We start from the raw sequence: 21,233 nt of genomic DNA on the forward strand, positions 1-21,233 counted from the left end.
ACCTTTATATGGAGTCGCGTAATTTGGGCCTGCCCAGCCGCTGGTACGCTGCCACCCTGCGCGTAAGGTATCAGGAGAGCGATCAGATGGGCGTGGTGTATCATGCCAATTATTTGAACTGGTTCGAATGCGGCCGTACGGAGATGTTCCGTGAGCTTGGCTTCGCCTACCGTGAGCTGGAGAAACAAGGTATTCTTCTTCCCGTAACCACTGCGGATTTGCAATTTAAAAGTCCGGCGCGATATGATGATTATATCGCCGTATTTGCGCGGCTAACGACCTTTTCGGCGCTGAGAGTTGTCTATGAATATGAAATCAGACGGCTGCCCGGCAATGAGGAGAGTGGCCCTCTGCGCCCTGCTGGCAATCGTGGACAGGAAGGGCAGTTTGACCCCTTGAAGCCTGTGGGTGAACTGCTGGTTACCGGCTCTACCAGCCATGTCTGGCTGAACCGGGAATGGCGGCCCACCAGGCTGGACAGAGCCCTTCCTGAGCTGTATCAAGCGATCACGGGGGCGCTGCGGGAAGAAGGGGGAGCAGTATGATTAGAAACAAATGGCTATGGGCTGCGTTGTTTATCGTCCCTGCCGTGGAATTATTCGGGTTTATTTATGTGGCAAGTTACCTGGGGGCGCCCAAGACCATGCTGATTGTGCTGGCCACCTCGGTTATCGGCCTGCTCATGATGCGTTTTGAAGGCAAAAAGGTGCTGCAGGACAGCAAAATTCAAATGCAGGAAGGCCGGGTCCCCGGCCGGACGATGCTGGACGGCTTATGTATCTTTTTTGGCGGCTTGCTGCTGATTCTGCCGGGATTCGTGACCGATCTTATCGGCTTCACGCTGGTATTCCCGCTAACCCGTCCGCTGTATCGCGGGTTTCTCCTGAAGTGGATTGAGAAAAAAATGAAAAACGGCACGTTCACCTTTTACAGACGGTGAAGAATACAAGAGGGGTGTCCCAGCATTGAAACGGCTGTATGGGACACCCCTCGTTCATGTACTGGAATAAGCGGATGTAATTGGAGAAAATCCCATCGACTCCGCTCCCTTCGCCAAGCGCTGGGCTTGGTGGGGCAGCTTCCCCTCCAGGCTCAGCGCAGCCTGCCGCTGACAATGTAGCTGTGCAGCGCCCGGAATACGCCCGCCCGCCGGGAGGCGTTCACGATGACCAGCAGCACAGGGCCGAGAATCAGGCCAAGCAACCCGAACAGCTGGAGCCCGGCGAACATGCCGATCAGCATGGCGAGCGGGTCCAGCCCGATACTGCTGGCCAGCACCTTGGGCTCCAGAACTTGGCGGGTGACCAGTACAACGCCATAGAGCACCGAAAGGCCGATCCCAAGCGCCAGATTGCCGTTCATGTAGGAATATAGCGCCCAGGGCAGCATCACAATTCCGACGCCGACATAAGGCAGCAAATCAACGAAGCCGATCATCAGCCCAAGCGCAAAAGCGGAATCAACGCCCAGCAGCAGCAGCCCGATGATGACAATTACCGCAGTAATGAAGATAAGGATCAACTGGGCGCGGAGATAGCCAAACAGCGCTTTGCGCAGATCTTTCCAGATGTCTGTAACCGGCCTCAGCAGCGGGGCGGGCAGCCAGCTGGCCCATTTGTCGTTATGCCGTTCCCAGCCGGTGCTGAGGAAGAAGGCGGCGAGCACGACTACTATAAGAATCGTCCCGAGACTGGGGAGAACGGAGATCAGATTCAGGATCAGATTGAAAAAACCGGTAACCAGCTGGGTCACCGCGGCTCCCACCGTTTCTGTCGTTCTGCTGATGTTGCTGTCGATCGTGGCATGGTAGTTGGGGTTGTCCTGGTAGAATAGATTGATCTGGTTAATAATGTTCTGGATGCTGGCATTTCGGCTCCACCTTAGCAGCAGCTCGCGCCACTGGTCGGTATGCAGATTAAACGTCTGGAGCAGAATAATCAACTCTTTGACAAGACGGGTAATCAGGGCGGTCAGTACCAGCGCGGTGCCGCCAATATAGAACAGTAGTGCCAGGGAGACGGCCAGCCAGCCCGGAAGCTTGAATCCTCTAAGGATGAGCACCAGCGGATGCATGAGATAAGCGAGCAGCCAGGCGAGCAGCAAGGGGTACAGCAGAGGGAGCAGCACATACAGCGCCAGCAGCAGCAGGGCTGTAGCCAGCACGACCCAGAGGCCGCGCAGCACTCTTTTTAACATCAATCGGTCCATAAGGCGGTGTACCTCCTTCAAGCTGCCGCTTGCGCGGAAATCAAAGCTCGTCTTATGTATATTCACAGAATGAAATTTAAAGACTAGCACCTTAGACAAGGCTGCAGCGGACACGCACTAACCTGAAAGCGCCATCATGAATCAACATTTCAAATTTAATTTTCTATCTCCGTGATAAAATCATTTAATCTGTTGTATAGCTTCCACGTTGTTCACATAAACGTCAAAATCCGTTATGATGATTAGAGATTCTAATCACGAATGTTTGGTTGCAGGGCCTGAGGATTGAACGCTGATGTGAATTCAGAGTTCGGATACATCAAATTGTAAATGTTTTCATGAATGAAAAAAGCTATTATACCCTTGTTGGCAAAGGAGAGACACTTATGACAGCTACCAAAGGACTGGAAGGCATTGTTGCCACAACTTCCTCCATCAGCTCCATTGTGGACGGCGTGCTTACTTACCGCGGCTATGATATTGACGATCTCGCAGCGAATGCAACTTTTGAAGAAACGGCTTATTTATTATGGTTTGGTGCGCTTCCAACCGCAGCCGAGCTTGAGAATCTCCGGCGTGACCTCAGCAATTTTGCCCCCGTCCCTGACGAGGTTATTCAACAGATGAAGCTGTATCCCAAAGAAGCCAACACGATGGCTGCTCTGCGTTCAGCCGTATCCAGTCTTGCACTCTACGATCAGGCAGCCGATGATATGAGCCGTGAGGCTAATGAAGTCAAAGCGGTGAAGCTGCAGGCACAGATCCCGACGCTTGTAGCCGCATTGTCGCGCATCCGTAAAGGACTTGAGCCGGTGGCCCCGAAAGAGGGCGTATCCATTGCCGAGAATTTCCTCTATATGCTGTGGGGCAAGGAACCGGATCTCGTATCCGTGAAGGCACTGGACACCGCACTGGTGCTGCATGCCGACCATGAGCTGAATGCTTCTACTTTTGCAGGCCGTGTGACCGTTGCTACCTTGTCCGATATTTATTCCGGGGTGACCTCGGCCATTGGTGCATTGAAAGGGCCGCTGCATGGCGGTGCGAACGAAGCAGTGATGAAGATGCTGGAGGAAATCGGCAGCCTGGACAACGTGGAGACCTATGTACAGGGCAAGCTGGAGCGCCGCGAGAAGATCATGGGCTTCGGACACCGCGTCTACAAGAATGGCGATCCGCGCGCGAAGCATCTGATGAAGATGTCGCATGAGCTGGGAACCATGAAGAATGACACCACGCTGTACGACATGTCCGTAAGAATTGAAGAGCTCATTACGGGACAAAAAGGCCTCAAGCCGAACGTGGATTTCTACTCGGCCTCCGTCTACACCCAGCTCGGCATTGAACGGGAGCTGTTCACGCCGATTTTTGCAATCAGCCGCACTTCGGGCTGGACCGCTCATATTCTGGAGCAATATCTCGACAACCGATTGATTCGTCCGCGTGCAGAGTACACAGGCTTGGCTGAACAGAAATACGTTCCGGTCGAGGAAAGATAAGGCGGCGGCCTTGCAGGCCGCTCCTGTAGTCTAGTAGAATTAACGCTAGGTCCAACGTTATACAGCTGAAACACACTAAATCTTTGGGAGGAATACACACAAATGTTGAAACTTGAGAAATACGATCTGCCGACAGAAGGCGAACAAATTACGATTGAAGATGGCAAACTGCAGGTTCCGGATCGTCCGATTATTCCTTTTATCGAAGGTGACGGTACTGGCCGCGACATCTGGAAAGCCTCCAAACGGGTGCTGGATGCAGCTGTAGCCAAAGCTTATGGCGGAAGCAAGCAAATTGCCTGGTACGAAGTATTCGCCGGCGAGAAGGCCTTCAATACATATGGAGAATGGCTGCCGAACGATACGCTGGAAGCAATCCGCGAGTTTATCGTAGCCATTAAAGGGCCGCTCACTACTCCAATCGGAGGCGGTATCCGTTCCCTGAATGTGGCGCTGCGCCAAGAGCTGGACTTGTATGTATGTCTGCGTCCTGTGCGTTACTTTGACGGTGTTCCCTCACCGGTGAAACGCCCTGATCTGGTAGACATGGTTATTTTCCGTGAGAACACTGAGGATATTTATGCCGGAATCGAGTATCAAGAAGGTTCTGCCGAAGTGAAGAAAGTCATTGAATTCCTGCAGGAGCAAATGGGTGTGAACAAGATCCGCTTCCCGGAAACTTCCGGTATCGGCATCAAGCCGGTGTCCGCCGAAGGCTCCAAGCGTCTGGTGCGCGCCGCCGTGGAATATGCAATCAAGCACGGACGCAAGAGCGTGACCCTGGTACACAAAGGCAACATCATGAAGTTCACCGAAGGAGCCTTCAAGAACTGGGGCTACGAAGTGGCGGAACAGGAATTCGGCGACAAAGTATTCACTTGGAACCAATATGATGTGATCAAAGAGCGGGACGGCGAAGCTGCGGCTAATGCAGCACAGAAGGAAGCCGAAGCAGCAGGCAAAATCATTATCAAGGATGCCATTGCCGACATCGCCCTGCAGCAGGTTCTGACACGTCCTACGGATTTCGACGTCATCGCGACGCTGAACCTGAACGGGGACTATCTGTCCGATGCGCTGGCTGCACAAATCGGCGGCATTGGTATCGCTCCGGGAGCGAATATCAACTATGTTACCGGACATGCCATCTTTGAAGCCACACATGGTACTGCTCCTAAATATGCAGATAAAGACGTGGTTAACCCGGGCTCGGTGATTCTGTCCGGCGTAATGCTGCTGGAGCACCTGGGCTGGCAGGAAGCCGCTGACCTGATTTATAACGGTATGAGTACAGCGATCAACAACAAGACTGTTACTTATGACTTCGCCCGCCAAATGGAAGGGGCAACCGAACTGAAATGCTCAGCGTTTGCCGACGAGATCATTAACCATCTGTAGTTCTAACTAAGCGCATGCTTACCAACTATTAGGAGGATAACTCGTGGCCATCAAACGTAATAAAATTACAGTCGTGGGTGCCGGTTTCACCGGTGCTACCACGGCGCTTATGCTAGCGCAGAAGGAACTCGGCAATGTGGTTCTGCTGGACATTCCGCAGCTCGAGAATCCGACCAAAGGCAAGGCGCTGGATATGCTGCAAGCATCCCCGGTACAGAAATTCGACGCCCAGATTACCGGAACATCCAGCTATGATGATGCCGCGGATTCCGATATCGTCATTATTACAGCCGGTATCGCCCGCAAACCGGGAATGAGCCGCGATGATCTGGTCAATACCAACGCCGGCATTGTGAGATCCGTATGCGAGAACGTAAAACGGGTCGCTCCCGAATCGATTGTTATCATTCTAAGCAACCCGGTTGATGCTATGACTTATGTGGCCTATCAAGCACTTGGCTTTCCGAAGAACCGTGTTATTGGTCAATCCGGTGTGTTGGATACAGCCCGCTACTGTACTTTTATTGCCCAGGAGCTTAATGTTTCGGTAGAAGATGTACGCGGTTTCGTGCTCGGCGGCCATGGTGATGATATGGTTCCGCTTGTGCGCTACTCCAGTGTCGGCGGCATTCCGATCGACAGCCTGATCCCGGCAGAACGGATAGCTGACATTGTTCAGCGAACGCGTACCGGCGGCGGTGAAATCGTCAGCCTGCTGGGCAACGGCAGCGCGTATTACGCGCCTGCAGCTTCTCTGGTGCAGATGACGGAAGCGATCCTGAAGGACAAGAAGCGGATTATTCCGGTCATCGCTTTTCTTGAAGGCGAATACGGCTACGATAATCTGTTCATGGGCGTTCCAGCCCTGCTGGGTGCGGACGGTATCGAAAAAGTATTTGAGCTGGAGCTTACAGCAGAAGAAAAAGCGGCGCTTGACAAGTCCGCTGATTCCGTTAAAGCTGTGACTGCGATAATTGGTTCCTGATCGGATGCTTCGAGTTGTGACAAAGGGATGTCCCCGAATCCATGAAAAATGGCGGGGGGGCATCCCTTTTGCTTTTCTTAATTTCAGTTATTGGGTATAATTAGATGTAATTTATATCACAGCAATAACAGAGGAGGTATGTTATGAGTCAAGTATTTTTTTTCCTACATATGATCGGGACGTTGGCCCTGGGATTTTATCTGGTCCTCCCTTTCATTCTCGGACGCACCGCGAAGTTGTCGGCTCCGGCCAAAGAAGGAACATTAAGCGCCATTGGAGGCTTTAACCGCTTTGCCCAGTACGGATTGGTGATTCAACTGCTTACGGGTGGCTATATGATGACCAAAGGGGAATATTCCGTACCGTGGATGATTATCGTGGTCGTCTTGCTGCTGGCTATGTTCGCCCTTGGCGGCATCATCAGCAAACCGTTGCGTCTGGCTTCAGAGGGCATGCGTGAGAACCGCGACGTATCCAGCTATACCGGCAAAATCCGTACTCTGAGTTCCTTGCTGATGGTTACACTGGTGCTGATGGTCTTTTTCATGGTGTACAACCAGATTATCTAATAGTTTACTCCGAGAAGGAGCGGTCCTTGGCAGCCTAACTGCGCAGATCGCTTCTTTTTTGCGTTATGCTGTTGTGTGTGTGGAGTAAAAAAAGACGTTTTTTTGTTTGACGCGGCTTGGAGCGTGGTAAGTAAAGTATCGTAAAGTCAAGTTGGGTAGTCAAGTTTAATAGTGCATAAACCAAGACCCTATAGCCATCCTAAGATGATCAGCAAGTGATTCTAAGTTGCGAAGCGAAAGGAGAAAAGGTATTATGTCAGACACTAACCAGACTCAAAAAACATTACCCCCGCAGGAACAGGATCGACAGCCCGGAATCGAGAGTGAAATGAAGCCGAGGCCGAAATATGAACCGGCGAATTATAAAGCAGCAGGCAAACTGCTGGGCAAGGCGGCTCTGATTACCGGAGGAGACAGCGGAATTGGCCGGGCTGTTGCCGTTCTGTTCGCCAAGGAAGGCGCCGATGTAGTCATTTCCTATCTCAATGAGCATTCGGATGCTGAAGAGACCAAACGCCAGGTTGAGCAGGAGGGACGCAAATGTGTCCTGATCTCCGGTGACATCGGTGTGGAAGCATTCTGCCAGGATCTGGTCAACAAAACGGTGGAAGGCCTCGGCAAACTGGATATTCTGATCAACAATGCCGCAGAGCAGCACCCGCAGGACAAGATTGAGGACATCACGTCCGAGCAGCTGGAGCGCACGTTCCGCACGAATATTTTTTCCATGTTCTATTTGACCAAAGCAGCGATGCCGCATCTGCAGCAAGGCTCGACCATCATCAACACCACGTCGATTACGGCGTACCGGGGCAGCCCGCAGCTGCTGGACTATTCATCCACCAAAGGAGCGATTCTCAGCTTCACCCGTTCCTTGTCCACCAATCTGGCGGAAAAAGGCATCCGCGTCAACGCCGTTGCACCAGGGCCGATCTGGACGCCGCTGATCCCGTCTACCTTTGACGCACAGCAGGTCAGCGAATTCGGTGCTACCCAGCCGATGAAGCGGCCCGGGCAGCCGGAGGAGCTGGCACCGGCTTATGTCTATCTCGCTTCCGACGATTCGACCTATGTGACCGGACAAGTCATTCATGTCAACGGCGGCGAGGTCGTAAACGGCTAAACGCCTTGTGGATGCCAGCCGCGCCACTTTCACAGATGAATAAATATAAAACTAAGAGCCTGTCCCAAAAGTAGCTTTCTACGAGCGGAGACAGACCACGTTCATTCTCAAAACCGTAAAAATTCAACGGAACAGCGATTCTCCTGTTATTGGAGGATCGCTGTTCTGCGTTTTTGGTCATTTGCAGCTTGCTTCAGTAGTTTGTGGGCAAGCGAAAGCCATCCGACCTCAAGCGACACTTTTTCCATGCCACGAAGAAGAAATCTCTGGAAGCCCCGGTTGTTCTTCAGTTGGTACATCGTTCCCTTAGAGGGCAACCCTCGCAGCTTGGGCTGCGGTAATGACGTTTTCTGATTTCATATCTACTCTCCAACGTTTCCTTGCTTTCTTTGCGAAAATGCAGCGTTTGTCCGGCAGAACAGGTCCACGTATCTTCAGTTTCATTGTACGTCCAATTCTCAATCTTTCCGACGTTCTCTTTCCACGCTTTGCTCTTTTCTTTATGATAGCTGCCGTATTTGACGACAGCCGTTATCTCTTCCTTTTCCAGGTAGGCATAGTTTTCTTCACTGCCGTAGCCTGCATCCGCAATCACCGCCCTCGGAAGTTCTGCCTTGCCTTTTCCAGATGCGGCTGTAAACAACGGGTATCGGTAGGTCTTGGGTGTAGACTGTAGGCCAAAATAAACTGGTTTTCGGTTCCGATCTGTACATTGTAACCCGGTTTGAGTTGACCATTCCGCATGTGGTCTTCCTTCATCCGCATGAAGGTTTCATCCGGGTCGGTCTTGCTGAAGCTGTTCCGGTCGCCAAGCAGCATTTGGTACTGCTCGTACTTCAGCAACATGGGCAGCAAATCCTTACGAAGCTTCCGAACGGCTTTTTTCAGGGGCTTGTCTTTGGGTTTTTCCAATAGCTGAGCTTCAAGCTTCTGCGCTGCTTGTTCGAGTTTCTCGCTGCTCCACCCGGATGGTTGGGTGGTACCTCCATCCAAAAGGGCGATTTCTTTTTGTGATTTTAAAGAGGATTGTAGAAACTTTTTCTGCTCAAAGCAGCGGAGAGGACGGACTGATTGCGGAAAAGCGGTAGCGGTCGCCTTGCTCTCCGGATTTTTACCGCTAAGCGAAATAAATAAAATCTGGAGAGCACAGCGATTGGAGCAACGGTCCGTTCGCGCAGCGTCCACATCGAGTGAACAAGTCAATCCGACTCAAAAACAGCGGGGCCGTCCCAAGCAGCCATTTCATGGCTTATGGGACAGCCCCTTTATTGAGTTTCCGCTCGATTCCTTAATATAGTTTTATGAATCTTAAGACATTGATATATCGCCGGATCCCCGCGGAACTTACACTTAAAGTAGTGAATGGCCGTTCACACTGCACAGGAAAGTGAAGGGGGAGAGGATGCTTGAGGACGAGACAGAGACAGGGCTGGAAATGGAAAACAACCTGGCCGCTGCACACGATGCTGCTTCCGGGAGTCGCTATAGTGCTGATATTTTGCTATTTGCCGATGTTTGGGCTCGTCATGGCTTTTCAGGATTTTCAGCCTCATCTTGGTTTTTTTCGCTCCGACTGGATTGGACTTGAGAATTTCCGGCTGATGTTTGAATATCCGGATGCCAGACAGGTCATTTGGAATACGTTTTTAATCGCTTTTTTGAAAATCATCGCTCATCTGATCGTGCCGTTTGTATTCGCCCTGCTGCTGAACGAGGTGCGGAGAATGCTGCTGAAGCGCCTCATTCAGACCTTTGTATACCTTCCGCATTTTCTCTCCTGGGTCATTTTGGGGGGCATATTGCTGGATATGCTGTCCACCGACGGAGGGCTGGTCAATCAGCTTGTAGGGTGGCTCGGATTCCCGCCTATATTTTTCCTTGGGGACGGGGACTGGTTCCGGATTACGGTGATTGCCAGCGATGTTTGGAAAGATTTTGGATTTTCTACGATTATATTCTTGGCAGCGCTTGCAGGGGTGAATCCCGAGATGTATGAAGCGGCATTGATCGACGGGGCGAACCGCTGGCGGCAGACACTGTCGATTACTATCCCGGCCATGATTCCGATAGCTGTAGTGGTGGCTACATTATCGCTTGGCAACATTTTGAATGCCGGCTTTGATCAAATATTCAATCTGTATAATCCGCTTGTTTACGAAAAGGGAGATATCATCGATACCTATGTGTATCGGGTGGGGCTCATCGGAGGCGACTTCGGTTTCGGTACAGCGGTAGGCGTATTCAAATCGCTGGTCAGCCTGACACTAATTATTATTTCCTACCGTTTGGCCTACAAGCTCGCAGGCTATCGGATATTCTAACCGGGGAGGGAGAAACCGTATGCACTACCGTTCCACTTCGTATCGAATTTTCTCCATTCTAAACGGGGTATTCCTGTCTCTCCTGGCGCTGCTCTGTATCCTGCCGCTAATTCACGTTCTGGCGGTATCGCTCAGTTCTTCGGCAGCGGCGGATGCGAATTTGGTGAAGCTGTGGCCGATCGGTTTTACAACCGAAGCCTATATGGTAACCTTGGGAAATGACCGTTTCATTTCCTCGTTCGGGATCTCCGTGCTGCGGACGGCGCTGGGAACCGTTCTATCGCTGCTCCTGTCCATCCTGGTCGGCTACGCGCTCTCCAAGGAAACGAATGAGTTCAAGGGACGAAACGGTTATGCCTGGTTCTTCGTATTCACCATGCTGTTCAGCGGCGGACTGATTCCGACTTATATTGTGGTTCAGAAGCTGGGCTTGATCAATAGTATTTGGGCGCTGGTTCTGCCGGGCGCTATGAGCGTATACAATACGATTCTCTTAATGAATTTCTTCCGGACATCAGTGCCGAAGGCACTGGAAGAAGCCGCTTTTATTGACGGGGCCGGGCACTTCCGTACTTTGTGGAGCATTTATCTGCCTATCTCGCTGCCTTCACTGGCAACCATCTCACTGTTCACGATGGTGGGGCACTGGAACGCCTGGTTTGACGGGCTGATTTATATCACAGATACGGCCAAATACCCGATGTCGACCCTGCTGCAGACGATTGTGGTTCAACGTGATCTCAGCAGTATGAGTGTCAGTGCCGACGAGATTCAGGCGTTGTCCAACCGTACCGTTAAGACGGCGCAAATTTTTATCGCTACCTTGCCCATTATTCTGGTGTATCCGTTCCTGCAGCGGTTTTTCGTCAAAGGCATCGTCCTGGGCTCGGTCAAGGAATAAAACATCATCCATTTAACGATCAAGGGGGAATTTCCATGATAACGAAATCCGGCAAGCTACTATCGATCACGCTGGCGCTGGCACTCGGCATGACGCTGCTGACAGGCTGCGGCGGAGAAAAGAATACGAACACAACGCAGGCTGTCGATCCCACAGGCAATGAAATTATAGACGGCAAATATAAGGACACGCTTACAATCAAGGTGGCGCGGCAGTTAACGGCGGATGTGACCTTCCGCAGCGGGGAGGACATCAACAACAATCCCCATAAAACTTGGGTCAAGGACAAATTCAATATCGATCTCGATTATGTGTGGACGGCGGACAGCAGCTCCATTGATACGAAGGTGCGTCTGATGCTGTCGGCCAACGAAGCACTCCCCGATGTGATACAGTTCCGCGGCTCGCAGGATGTGGCGGATGCGCTGATTGATTCCGGCAAGTTCCTGGCGCTTAACGATATATTCGATAAAAATGCCGGCGAGAACCTGAAGAATGCATTGGCCGAAGATCCGACCGTCTGGAATCCGTACACCCGCGATGGGCAGAGATACGGCATCCCAGTGCTCGATTACGCCTACAATAATGACCCGGTGCTCTGGATTAGAGACGACTGGATGAAGAAATTCAGCCTGGAAGCGCCGAAGACGGTGGACGAACTGGAGAAAATGATGGAGGTCTTTGCGACTCAGGACCCTGATGGCAACGGCAAAAAAGACACCGTCGGCCTCGCGGTCGGCATCAAGGACGGCTTCAAAACCTGGGGACCGGCCGACAGCGCTTTTCTGTTCGGTGCATACGGCACGATTCCGAATCAATGGAACCTGGGCGGAAACGGCGAATTGGAATACGGCTCGGTGCAGCCGGAGGCGAAGCAGGTGCTTGTCAAACTGCGCGACTGGATGAGCAAAGGTTATATCCATAAGGAAGCCGGGCTTCAGGATGCAGGAAAAGCATTAGAGTTGTTTGCGGCAGGCAAGGCCGGGATTGTTACTGCCCCGTATTGGGCCAGCGGCTGGGTGCTTCCGGGCGTCAAAGAGGTGGATCCGAACGCGGAATACAGCGCCTACCCGCTGCCGGCAGGTCCTGACGGCAAAGTCGGCCGCGGCCAATCGGGAACGTCCAACGGCGTCATTCTGATCAACAAGGATTTCGCCCATCCTGAAGCGTTGTTCCTGTACATTAACTATTTGTTCGACAATCAAGGCAAAGAGGGCAGCGATCTTGAGTATGGTTACGCGGAAGGCTATGATTATATACTGAAAGACGGCCAGCCGGTGTGGAACAGTGAAGAGTTTCCTGCGGACAGTCCTTTTATGCCGGCTCCCAAATATACGTTGACGTTTGACGGTGCACGCATTCCTTCACAAATGATGAAGACCCTGAACGATCTGGCTGAAGGCAAAACACCGGAAACCACTTTTGAGAAAAAGGCGGCGATGGACCTCCCGGGCAATATCAAGGCGGGCGCGGTGAATTACCAGCAGCGCGAGAGTGCGATGCCGAATATGTTCAACGGGTCCAACACGAAGACGATGAAGAAACGCTGGGACTTCCTGTTCCAGCTGGAAAAAGAAACGTTCAATAAAATCATTTACGGCGAGCTTCCGGTGGACGATTTCGATTCGTTCGTGCAGCAGTGGAACACTTCCGGCGGTGAGACCATCACCAAAGAAGTGAACGAATGGTATAAGTCGGTGAAGACGCAATAATCCATATTCATGAGGAGCCTTTCCTTCCCGTTCCTGCTGGAAGGGAGGCTTTTCTCCAGCAAAGGGGCTGCAAGAGGTGCCGAAGACGAATTTATTCAAAAAAGTGCTGCTGATCCTATGGATTCTGCTTACGCCGCTGACCTTGATGTTTATGTATTTCAACAAGGTGAGCATCGGCGTGGTACGGGAGGAGATAGAGACGAACAGCCGCAGCCGGCTGTCCTTCTACATGCAGCGCATTGACAGTGAATTCGACAAATTCGTCACTTCGATCGCCAATCTGAACAATGACCCCAGCATTCAGGCCTTTACCCGCATGGAGGCCGGAGCGAGCGCTTATACCAAATTTCAGAGCAAGCTGGAGGCCGGCAAGGAGCTGAGCTCGATTAATTATGGCAGCTGGGAGCATTCGTACAGCCTGTATGCCATCAATTCCGGGGAGACGGTGACGACTCATTATTCGGTGCAGTATAACGACTATTTTGTAAAAAAGCTGCGGGAGAAGGGCTATGAGCAGTTCCGCTGGAGTTACGATGCGCCTGCAAGCCCAAGCGTCCGGCCCGCCTTTGTCTGGTGGGTATCCGAGCCATTCTCGGCTCATAACGCAGCTATGGACTCGAACATGATCGCGGAGATCCGCGTCAATACACGGGATTTGGCCGGGCTGCTGGACGAGTTCAAGGGTGAAAGCTCAGGCGTGCCTTTCCTGTTCCATTCCGGCGATCCGGTGATCCGCCCTGCAAACTCTGACAATGGGGAAATCGCGGAGATCTCTGCCCGCTTTCTGGAACGGGAGGAGCTGGCACCGGAAGGCACGTTCACAGCCAGTGTGAATGATGTGGAATACATGGTCAGCTATACCACCTCCGAGGAACTGGAGTGGGCGCTGATTGAGTATGTGCCGCTGGAGCAGATTTTGCAGCCGATTACGTCCAGCCGTAAATGGTTCTGGGCCTTTCTGGGACTGCTTGTCACGCTCGGTGTGCTGTCGGCATATCTGCTGTACCGGAATATACAGGTCCCCATCCGCAAGCTGTATGTGGCCGCCAAAAAGCTGGAGGGAGGCAGCTACAGCTATCGGCTCCCACAGAACCGCAGCGATGAATTCGGCTACCTGTTTGAGCAGTTCAACAGCATGACAGTCCAGATCGGGGATTTGATTGACCGTGTCTACGCGGAGGAGTTGCGCTCCCGGGAGGCGACCCTGAAGCAGCTGCAATCACAGATCAATCCGCATTTTCTCTATAACTGCCTGTTTTTTATCAAAAATATGACCCGGCTGGGCGAGCAGCAGGCGGTGATGGCGATGGCGGTTAAGCTCGGCGACTTTTTCCGCTATACGACGCATGTGGATCAGCAGGAGGCGGCACTGCGGGAAGAAATCCAGCTGGTGGACAATTACCTGTCCATCCAGAAGATGCGGATGAAGCGTCTTACGTTCAGCATCACCATACCGGAACAGCTTCATGGCATCACCGTTCCACGTCTGCTGCTCCAGCCTATAGTAGAAAACGCCATAATCCACGGGATTGAGCCGAAGGAGGGCGAAGCGCTGATCCGAATGGAGGGTGGCCGTGTAAGCGTGAACGGAAGGCCGGCTTATGCCATCGTTGTCGAGGATAACGGGGCCGGCATGGAAGAAGCCGCGCTTCATGCGCTCAGAGAGCGCCTGCAGAGCGGCCAGGAGCTGACGGAGAGCTGTGGGCTGCGCAATGTGCATTTGCGGCTGATCCACCGGTTCGGTGAAGGCTCAGGGCTCGTGATAGAGCACTCGGTACTGGGCGGCCTGCGGGTAACCGTCCGCTGGATGGACCAGGCATCCCCGCCCGAATGAATAAATGCTAACGCCAGAGGAGACAATGCCATGTTTCAGGTTCTGATTGTTGATGATGAAGAGTCGGTTGTGGATGGGGTAGCGGCAACTTTGCCTTGCGAGCGTTTGGAGATTTCCACCATTCACAAGGCTTTGTCCGCTTCGGAGGCATTGGCTGTGGTGCTGAACCATCCGGTGGATCTGCTGATCACCGATATCCGCATGCCCGGCATGTCCGGTCTGGAGCTGCTCACCCGCATGCAGGAAACCTCCAAATCGACAAAATGCATTCTGCTGACCGGCCATGCCGATTTCAACTACGCCAAACAGGCCATTCAGGGCGGGGCGATAAATTATTTGCTGAAGCCGGTCGATGATGAAGAGCTGATCGGTGCTGTAGAGCAGGCCCTTGCTGCAATCCGGCAGGAATGGCAGTCGGTGGTATCCCGGCGGAGGACGGAGCGGACATTGAAGGAGAACCTGCCCGTACTGCGCCGCAATCTGCTGCTGGAGCTGGTCCAGCGCAAACGTCTCTCGGAAGAAGTGCTGGAGAGCCGGCTGCAGACGCTGGAGCTGCCGATTGCCAGGGAGGACCGGGTTGCGCTGGTTATGGTTCGCCTGGAGGAGCCTTTTATCCAATATGACGACTATAATCTGCTGTTGATGGAATATGCGGTGACCAATATTGCCGATGAGGTGCTGGGTGAGCATTATGCGGTCTGGTCATGCCGGGACCCGCACGGATATTTGCTGTTAGCCCTGAAGCCATTAGCCGGACGAAATCTTGTGCCGGAGCAGGCAACGGCGGCTGCGAAACAACTGGAGGATGAAGCCGGGAAGCTGGCAAGGCTGGTTCAGCTGGTGCAGAATTTTGTGCAAGTGACCCTCAAGGGCGGCATCTCTGTTGCGGGCGGGGAGTGGGGAATATTCCCCGCCGTTTTGGCGGATGCCTACGAGGAAGGGCTGCTGGCGTTCCGGCGGCATATCGGAGGCGGATTTTCCCTTATTCAACGGCAGGCCAGCCTGACAAACCGGCCGATTCGCACGCTGTACCATCTATATGAGCCGCCATCCTTGACCGATTTGCTGGAGGGCGGGCGTTGGGGCGATTTTCGGGAAAAGGTGGAGCAGGTCTTTGCCGAGCTGGAGGAGCGTTTTGCCGGATCGGGACAGCATGCGCTGGAAGCCTATTGGGCGATCGCAGGCGCTCTGGCCTATATCACCCACAAGAGCGGCTACGGGTTGTTCGATCTGGTCAGCGGAGGCCAGGACCTGCTGTCCTGCGATACGTTCCGCTCGATCGGGCAGATGCACGGGCGGACGCTGGAGCTGATCGATACCGTGCAGTCGGAGCTGGAGGGGGACGCGGAGCATGCCCATGCTGCAGTGATCCGCCGCATCAGAAGTTACATCGAGGATCATCTGGCGGAGGATGTGTCGCTGCAGGCCATCGCGAAGGAGGTCTTTCTGCATCCGGTCTATTTGTCGCAGCTTTATAAGAACGTTACCGGAGAGAGTCTCAGCGATTTTGTGCTGCGGCTGCGAATGGAGAAGGCGGCTTTCCAGATCAAGCACAGCAGGAAAAAAGTGTACGAAGTCGCCGAATGCGCGGGCTACCACCATGTCCCTTACTTTATCAAGGTATTTAAGAAATATTACGGCATGACGCCGCAGGAATACCGGGATGCGCATACGTGACCAATTAAGTATAAATATAGAGTTGAGAGGAGAGGCGGTATGACTGCAAAAGCTCAAACTGTCATTCGTAACGGAGGACAGTGGACGGATGCGGAAGGTCAGCCTCTGCATGCGCATGGCGGGGGAATGGTCGTGGAAAAAGGCTGGTATTACTGGTTCGGAGAAGACCGCCGCGGACGTGTACGGGTTTCCTGCTACCGTTCCCGTGATCTGGTCAACTGGGAGTTCCGCAACCATGTTTGGAAGATGTAATCTTGCGTTCAACATATATAATTGATGTTTTGGTAGGGATATTATGTTAATATAGACTTCGTCAATAACTTTATATTGAATTATCACTAGGGGTGCCGCAAGGCTGAGACGGACGCAAGTTCCGGACCCTTTGAACCTGATCTGGTTGATACCAGCGTAGGGAAGTGGAGTACGAATTTCTGTGGCCGGGGCGTTTTAAGCGTTCCGTTTCTGTACAGATTCTGACTGCCTTCCTTGCGGGGGGCGGTCTTTTTTGCGTTCCCGTCAGCAAGGGAAGGCAGCATAGTTGGAAGAACAGGAGGCCGCGTATGGCCAAGGGCGAGATTCATCTGATATCCGACGGCAAGCTGTCGCTGCCGCAGTTTGCCAGGCTGGCTGCAAACGTGCATGAATGGGTCGACTATATCCATCTGCGCGAAAAGAGCGCCACTGCCCGGGAACTGCTGGCAGCCGCTAAGGACATGCTGTCGTCCGGCATTCCCGCTGCACAACTGGTCATCAATGACCGAATCGACGTAGCACTGGCATCTGAAGCTTCCGGTGTCCAGCTAGGCTGGCACAGCCTGGACCCGGCTGTGGCCCGGCTTCTGGCGCCGGGACTTCGGCTGGGCCGGTCGGTTCACTCGGCCGCTGAAGCGGAGGAAGCGGCAATGCAGGGAGCGGACTACTGCCTATACGGGCATGTCTATCCTTCAGCCAGCAAGCCGGGCCAACCGGCACGCGGCCTTGCGCTGCTGGCCGAGACGGTGCAGCGTTGCCCCCTTCCCGTAATCGCCATTGGCGGGATCGGTCCGGGGAATGCTGGCGAGGTGATGCACCAGGGTGCGGCAGGGATTGCGGTAATGTCCGGGATCTGCGGAGCCGGGGATCCCTGGAGTGCAGCCAGGGCTATCCGTCTTGCGGTTCAGGGCGTTGCCTGCAGAGACTTGGGAGCAAAGGAGGTGACCTTTGATGAAATTGCTGATTAACGGGAAACCCGTGGAGTCACACGGAGATTGCCGGACGGTGGCCGATTTGATCAGCCTCCCGGAGTGGTCCGGCCGGCTGATGATTATAGAATTGAACGGGGAGATCATCAGCAAGGAGAACTATGAACATATTCTGCTGGCTGAAGGAGACCGCTTGGAGCTGGTTCATTTTGTAGGCGGCGGCTGAAGGCAGCGAGGAGAAGGGCGTATCGAATTTCATAAGAACTATAGCTCAAGAATTCAAGGAGGTTAATTCATGCATGATCCTTTGCTAATTGGCGGAACCGCATTAACCAGCAGGCTGTTTATCGGAACCGGCAAATACAGCCGGAATACCCTGATCCCCGAAGTGGTGGCCCGCTCAGGGTCCGAGGTCATAACCGTGGCGCTCCGCCGTGTGGACCCGGACGGAGGAGAGGAGAATATCATAAGCCACATTCCGGGCCATATGACGCTTCTCCCGAATACTTCCGGAGCACGTACGGCGGAAGAGGCGGTGCGTATTGCCAGGCTGGCCAGAGCAGCGGGCCTGGGCAACTGGGTGAAGATCGAAGTGATCAATGACCAGAAATATTTGCTTCCGGATAATCTGGAGACCATTCGCGCTACGGAAATTCTGGCGGCCGAAGGATTTGTGGTGCTTCCCTACATGAGCCCGGATCTATCCGCTGCGCTGCGCCTGAAGGCTGCCGGTGCAGCTGCGGTGATGCCGCTTGGTGCGCCTATCGGAACGAACCGCGGCCTGCGCACCAAAGAGCTGGTGCGCATTATCATTGAGGAAGTGGACTTGCCAATCATCGTGGATGCGGGAATCGGCAGACCTTCCGAGGCGGCGGAAGCTATGGAGATGGGGGCTGCTGCAGTACTGCTGAACACGGCGATTGCTACCGCACGGGACCCGCTGGTTATGGCGGAAGCGTTCCGGGATGCGGTCGCTGCTGGGCGCAAGGCCTACATGGCCGGACTAGGCCCCGTGGAAGAGGTGGCGGCCGCGTCGTCTCCGTTGACCGGATTTCTGGGCTGAAGTGCAGAATAGCAGAAATGGAGGATGACCATGAGCTTTTATGAGACATTGACCCGTTTGGAAGAGTATCCGTACGAGCAGCTCTGGAAAGAGTATACTGCCGGAGATGTCAGACGTGCGCTGGGCAAAAACAGGCTGGACGAACATGATCTGCTGGCACTGCTCTCTCCGGCAGCGGCACCGCTGCTGGAGGAGATGGCACAGGCGGCACAACGGCTGACGCGTACGCATTTCGGCCATTCGATGCAGCTGTTCACACCGATGTATCTCGCTGATTTTTGCGTGAATCACTGCACGTATTGCAGTTTCAGCTCGATCTATGATTTTCCGCGCAAAAAACTGTCGCTGGAAGAGGTCCGGCGGGAAGCGGAGACGATCGCCGCTACAGGGCTGCGCCATATCCTTATTCTGACGGGTGAATCCCGCCGGGATAATCCGGTCTCGTACATCAAGGACTGTGTAGGCGTGCTGCGTGAATTTTTTGCGTCGGTCAGCATTGAGATCAATCCGTTATCCACGGACGAATACAGGGAGCTGCTGCAGGCTGGGGTAGATGGACTGACCCTGTATCAGGAGGTATACCATCAGGACACTTACCGGGAGCTGCACGTCAAGGGGCCGAAAAGAAATTACCGCAACCGTCTTGACGCTCCTGAACGCGGCTGTCAGGCCGGATTCCGTTCCGTCAATATTGGAGCGCTGCTCGGCATGCATGATTGGCGGCAGGAGGCATTCCAAAGCGCGATGCATGCCCGGTATTTGCAGGACCGGTATCCTGAGTGTGAGATTAGCCTGTCGACACCGCGTTTTCGGCCTTATCTCGGCGAATTTAATCCCGAAAGCGATGTGTCGGACCGCTCGCTGGTGCAGATTATCCTCGCCTACCGGCTTTTTTTGCCCCGTTCAGGCATTACCTTATCCACAAGAGAGCCGGCAACACTGCGCGATCATCTGATTCATCTTGGCATTACGAAGATGTCGGCGGGCGTCTCCACCGAAGTGGGCGGGCATACGAATGAGGGAGGGACGCCGCAGTTTGAAATTTCTGACAGCCGCAGCGTGCAGGAGATTACAGCAATGCTGTATACGAACGGCTTGCAGCCGGTATTCAAAGACTGGGACATCCTGACCGACCCTGTACCGCTTGCTTAATTGCACTCCATACCTTTTATCCGGGGGTGTCCCAAAAGCCATAAAATGGCTACATGGGGCATCCCTTTGTTTGGTTATTGGGTCTCTGTAAGCGGCGGCCTAGCTTATCCGGGCGGGGCGAAAGGTGTTTAGAGTGCACTTTGTACATCGGATTGGTGGAAAACCCGGCGTATTTTCAATTTGGCTGCATTTTGTGCATCAGGAAGAGCAGGATACGTCTGTTTTCTCAATTATTAATGTATGAAATACATCAGAATGAACTTTCGAGCGCTGCCAGGGCGATTAGGCTGCACGAAATACACTGGGGCTGCCAAATGGCTTAAAAGTAACCCCAAACCCCCTTTAAACTACACAGCATACGCAATATTCTGGAGCTTGCTTCTCCATAAGCGGCGGCCAGCGTGCCAGTGGGACCTAGCCTGTGTAGACTTCACTTTGTGCTCAGATTGGGAGGCCCCGGGTTCGGCATAACAACAAACCTTGCCCCTGCGTGAAGGTTGCATGCCATGTTGCGGTGTCCTCAACGGATCGGTACTGCATACACGATATGGAGCCGTTCATTAATTCTCTGGTGTTTGGTGATATAGCCCAGGCTCTCGAACTGGGCCAGCAGATCTGAGCATGTACGCTCAGGCTCACCGCTGCCGCCTAAGCTGCCATCCGGTGGCGTTGTCCCCCTTTCCGCAGCTTCAGGCCGCATCAGGTCCGTGATGCAGATACGGCCGTGCGGCTTCAGCACCCGCCGCATTTCATCAATGGCCAAGGTCTGCTGATTCCGGCTCAGATGATGGAAGGCGAAGCTGGTGACCACAAAATCAAACCTGCCCTCCAGAAAGGGGAGTGCCAAAAAATTGCCGAGCTTGCTCTCCATGGCGGGGAATTTCCGGCGGCATTCCTTCAGCATTTCCCGGGACTGGTCGACTCCGCACATGACTGCACCCCCAGCCATCAGCTTTCCGGCCAGATTGCCGGTGCCTGTGCCAATATCCAGCCCCTGTTCACCAGGGATCGGAGCCAGCCATTGCGCGGTCAAGGTAAGTGCCGCTTCATAGTCCTTATATTCGGAAGTGTTATCGAGCACATGCTCATCATGGCGGCTGGCCCGGGTGTCGTAGTTCCATTTGTCACGCCAGCTGCTGCGGTGGTCCCGCAGCCGTTTGGAGCCTTCGGCCAGGGCATAAATGTCCTCCAGAGGCAACGTCTGCTGCTTTTTAACCAAGTCGATCATGTAATCGGTGGTATCAATAATCTGCTTGAGCTCAATCCATTTAGCGAACAGCACCGAACGCTGGAGCTCCAGATAGTAGTGCAGCTGCTCCTGGTCTTGCCCGCCTGTCGGCTCCAGTGCCTGGCCGATATCCTCGATGGACATCCCGGATTCGCGCAGCGCAATGATCGTCTGCAGCCGCCAGATCTCCTTTTCACTGAACTCGCGGTACTGATTCTCCTCCTTGGACGGGGAGATCAAGCCTTTTTCCTCATAGAAACGAATCGCGCGGGCCGAAATTTTGAGCTTGTCCGCCACCTCTTTAATCCTCATGTTATCACCCTTCACTGATATTGGGGGAGGGTTGACCTTCTCGTTAGGAGAAGGTTTAACCTGTTATGTA

Annotated in this window: 19 protein-coding genes, 1 pseudogene and 1 riboswitch; of the genes and pseudogenes, 17 read left to right on the forward strand and 3 right to left on the reverse strand. The window is 53.4% G+C overall.

Annotated features, from left to right (window positions below):
* Window positions 1-8 precede the first annotated feature (8 nt).
* Window positions 9-545, forward strand: a complete 537-nt coding sequence (locus IEY53_RS16720; RefSeq protein ID WP_189026889.1) for an acyl-CoA thioesterase — start codon at window positions 9-11, stop codon at window positions 543-545.
* Window positions 542-940, forward strand: coding sequence for an FxsA family protein (locus IEY53_RS16725; RefSeq protein ID WP_189026891.1), 399 nt, complete (start codon window positions 542-544; stop codon window positions 938-940). The genes IEY53_RS16720 and IEY53_RS16725 overlap by 4 nt, the downstream gene beginning before the upstream one ends.
* A gap of 152 nt (window positions 941-1,092) precedes the next feature.
* Here IEY53_RS16725 and ytvI read toward each other — a convergent pair whose 3' ends face one another.
* Entirely contained in the window at window positions 1,093-2,208 is a 1,116-nt protein-coding gene (gene ytvI, locus IEY53_RS16730; RefSeq protein WP_189026893.1) for a sporulation integral membrane protein YtvI, read from the reverse strand.
* 386 nt (window positions 2,209-2,594) lie between these two features.
* On the opposite strand from ytvI, the gene citZ reads away from it, so the two are divergent.
* From citZ to IEY53_RS16755, 5 genes are all read left to right on the forward strand, one after another.
* On the forward strand, window positions 2,595-3,707 hold the full coding sequence (gene citZ / locus IEY53_RS16735) for a citrate synthase (protein ID WP_189026895.1): 1,113 nt from the start codon (window positions 2,595-2,597) through the stop codon (window positions 3,705-3,707).
* Between the two features lie 102 nt (window positions 3,708-3,809).
* Window positions 3,810-5,105 carry an NADP-dependent isocitrate dehydrogenase gene (gene icd / locus IEY53_RS16740; RefSeq protein ID WP_189026897.1) on the forward strand — a complete coding sequence of 432 codons (1,296 nt, stop codon included), beginning with the start codon at window positions 3,810-3,812 and terminating at the stop codon, window positions 5,103-5,105.
* 43 nt (window positions 5,106-5,148) lie between these two features.
* Window positions 5,149-6,090 carry a malate dehydrogenase gene (gene mdh, locus IEY53_RS16745; protein WP_189026899.1) on the forward strand — a complete coding sequence of 314 codons (942 nt, stop codon included), beginning with the start codon at window positions 5,149-5,151 and terminating at the stop codon, window positions 6,088-6,090.
* A 143-nt stretch (window positions 6,091-6,233) separates the two neighbouring features.
* Window positions 6,234-6,659: a hypothetical protein gene (locus IEY53_RS16750; RefSeq protein WP_189026901.1), complete on the forward strand. Its 426-nt coding sequence runs from the start codon at window positions 6,234-6,236 to the stop codon at window positions 6,657-6,659.
* 253 nt (window positions 6,660-6,912) lie between these two features.
* Complete coding sequence (locus tag IEY53_RS16755; protein WP_189026903.1) at window positions 6,913-7,782, forward strand: SDR family oxidoreductase; 870 nt, start codon at window positions 6,913-6,915, stop codon at window positions 7,780-7,782.
* Window positions 7,783-7,928: 146 nt separating this feature from the next.
* Here the strand turns inward: IEY53_RS16755 and IEY53_RS36310 are convergent.
* Window positions 7,929-8,751, reverse strand: a pseudogene (locus IEY53_RS36310) (transposase); the annotation flags it as partial.
* Between the two features lie 494 nt (window positions 8,752-9,245).
* On the opposite strand from IEY53_RS36310, the gene IEY53_RS16765 reads away from it, so the two are divergent.
* From IEY53_RS16765 to thiH, 10 genes are all read left to right on the forward strand, one after another.
* Complete coding sequence (locus IEY53_RS16765; RefSeq protein ID WP_189027062.1) at window positions 9,246-10,103, forward strand: ABC transporter permease; 858 nt, start codon at window positions 9,246-9,248, stop codon at window positions 10,101-10,103.
* A 19-nt stretch (window positions 10,104-10,122) separates the two neighbouring features.
* Window positions 10,123-11,004 carry a carbohydrate ABC transporter permease gene (locus IEY53_RS16770; RefSeq protein WP_189026905.1) on the forward strand — a complete coding sequence of 294 codons (882 nt, stop codon included), beginning with the start codon at window positions 10,123-10,125 and terminating at the stop codon, window positions 11,002-11,004.
* Window positions 11,005-11,039: 35 nt separating this feature from the next.
* Complete coding sequence (locus IEY53_RS16775) at window positions 11,040-12,716, forward strand: extracellular solute-binding protein (protein ID WP_189026907.1); 1,677 nt, start codon at window positions 11,040-11,042, stop codon at window positions 12,714-12,716.
* A gap of 76 nt (window positions 12,717-12,792) precedes the next feature.
* Window positions 12,793-14,550: a sensor histidine kinase gene (locus IEY53_RS16780; protein ID WP_189026908.1), complete on the forward strand. Its 1,758-nt coding sequence runs from the start codon at window positions 12,793-12,795 to the stop codon at window positions 14,548-14,550.
* Between the two features lie 30 nt (window positions 14,551-14,580).
* The gene (locus IEY53_RS16785) at window positions 14,581-16,227 is read left to right on the forward strand and encodes a response regulator (RefSeq protein WP_189026910.1); all 1,647 of its coding nucleotides are present in this window, start codon (window positions 14,581-14,583) and stop codon (window positions 16,225-16,227) included.
* A 39-nt stretch (window positions 16,228-16,266) separates the two neighbouring features.
* On the forward strand, window positions 16,267-16,479 hold the full coding sequence (locus IEY53_RS16790) for a hypothetical protein (RefSeq protein WP_189026912.1): 213 nt from the start codon (window positions 16,267-16,269) through the stop codon (window positions 16,477-16,479).
* A gap of 78 nt (window positions 16,480-16,557) precedes the next feature.
* Window positions 16,558-16,659: riboswitch (TPP riboswitch) on the forward strand.
* A gap of 128 nt (window positions 16,660-16,787) precedes the next feature.
* The gene (locus IEY53_RS16795; protein ID WP_189026914.1) at window positions 16,788-17,447 is read left to right on the forward strand and encodes a thiamine phosphate synthase; all 660 of its coding nucleotides are present in this window, start codon (window positions 16,788-16,790) and stop codon (window positions 17,445-17,447) included.
* A complete protein-coding gene (gene thiS, locus IEY53_RS16800) occupies window positions 17,431-17,634 on the forward strand; it encodes a sulfur carrier protein ThiS (RefSeq protein ID WP_189026916.1) in 204 nt (67 codons plus the stop codon). Before IEY53_RS16795 ends, thiS begins: the two co-directional genes overlap by 17 nt.
* Before the next feature lie 69 nt (window positions 17,635-17,703).
* Entirely contained in the window at window positions 17,704-18,471 is a 768-nt protein-coding gene (locus IEY53_RS16805) for a thiazole synthase (protein ID WP_189026918.1), read from the forward strand.
* Between the two features lie 30 nt (window positions 18,472-18,501).
* Window positions 18,502-19,623, forward strand: coding sequence for a 2-iminoacetate synthase ThiH (gene thiH, locus IEY53_RS16810; RefSeq protein WP_189026919.1), 1,122 nt, complete (start codon window positions 18,502-18,504; stop codon window positions 19,621-19,623).
* A 520-nt stretch (window positions 19,624-20,143) separates the two neighbouring features.
* On the opposite strand, the gene IEY53_RS16815 is transcribed toward thiH, so the two are convergent.
* Window positions 20,144-21,163, reverse strand: coding sequence for a MerR family transcriptional regulator (locus tag IEY53_RS16815; protein ID WP_189026921.1), 1,020 nt, complete (start codon window positions 21,161-21,163; stop codon window positions 20,144-20,146).
* Between the last annotated feature and the right edge of the window lie 70 nt (window positions 21,164-21,233).

The sequence above is a fragment of the Paenibacillus albidus genome, assembly GCF_014644435.1.
In the GTDB taxonomy this organism is placed as follows: Bacteria; Bacillota; Bacilli; order Paenibacillales; family Paenibacillaceae; genus Paenibacillus_AQ; species Paenibacillus_AQ albidus.

What these genes read in the sequence shown, in the direction of transcription:
- IEY53_RS16720 (WP_189026889.1), top strand. Translation starts at nt 9, where the DNA reads ATGGAGTCGCGTAATTTGGGCCTGCCCAGCCGCTGGTACGCTGCCACC.
- IEY53_RS16725 (WP_189026891.1), top strand. Translation starts at nt 542, where the DNA reads ATGATTAGAAACAAATGGCTATGGGCTGCGTTGTTTATCGTCCCTGCC.
- ytvI (WP_189026893.1), bottom strand. Translation starts at nt 2,208, where the DNA reads ATGGACCGATTGATGTTAAAAAGAGTGCTGCGCGGCCTCTGGGTCGTG.
- citZ (WP_189026895.1), top strand. Translation starts at nt 2,595, where the DNA reads ATGACAGCTACCAAAGGACTGGAAGGCATTGTTGCCACAACTTCCTCC.
- icd (WP_189026897.1), top strand. Translation starts at nt 3,810, where the DNA reads ATGTTGAAACTTGAGAAATACGATCTGCCGACAGAAGGCGAACAAATT.
- IEY53_RS16750 (WP_189026901.1), top strand. Translation starts at nt 6,234, where the DNA reads ATGAGTCAAGTATTTTTTTTCCTACATATGATCGGGACGTTGGCCCTG.
- IEY53_RS16755 (WP_189026903.1), top strand. Translation starts at nt 6,913, where the DNA reads ATGTCAGACACTAACCAGACTCAAAAAACATTACCCCCGCAGGAACAG.
- IEY53_RS16765 (WP_189027062.1), top strand. Translation starts at nt 9,246, where the DNA reads ATGCTGCTTCCGGGAGTCGCTATAGTGCTGATATTTTGCTATTTGCCG.
- IEY53_RS16770 (WP_189026905.1), top strand. Translation starts at nt 10,123, where the DNA reads ATGCACTACCGTTCCACTTCGTATCGAATTTTCTCCATTCTAAACGGG.
- IEY53_RS16775 (WP_189026907.1), top strand. Translation starts at nt 11,040, where the DNA reads ATGATAACGAAATCCGGCAAGCTACTATCGATCACGCTGGCGCTGGCA.
- IEY53_RS16785 (WP_189026910.1), top strand. Translation starts at nt 14,581, where the DNA reads ATGTTTCAGGTTCTGATTGTTGATGATGAAGAGTCGGTTGTGGATGGG.
- IEY53_RS16790 (WP_189026912.1), top strand. Translation starts at nt 16,267, where the DNA reads ATGACTGCAAAAGCTCAAACTGTCATTCGTAACGGAGGACAGTGGACG.
- IEY53_RS16795 (WP_189026914.1), top strand. Translation starts at nt 16,788, where the DNA reads ATGGCCAAGGGCGAGATTCATCTGATATCCGACGGCAAGCTGTCGCTG.
- thiS (WP_189026916.1), top strand. Translation starts at nt 17,431, where the DNA reads ATGAAATTGCTGATTAACGGGAAACCCGTGGAGTCACACGGAGATTGC.
- IEY53_RS16805 (WP_189026918.1), top strand. Translation starts at nt 17,704, where the DNA reads ATGCATGATCCTTTGCTAATTGGCGGAACCGCATTAACCAGCAGGCTG.
- thiH (WP_189026919.1), top strand. Translation starts at nt 18,502, where the DNA reads ATGAGCTTTTATGAGACATTGACCCGTTTGGAAGAGTATCCGTACGAG.
- IEY53_RS16815 (WP_189026921.1), bottom strand. Translation starts at nt 21,163, where the DNA reads ATGAGGATTAAAGAGGTGGCGGACAAGCTCAAAATTTCGGCCCGCGCG.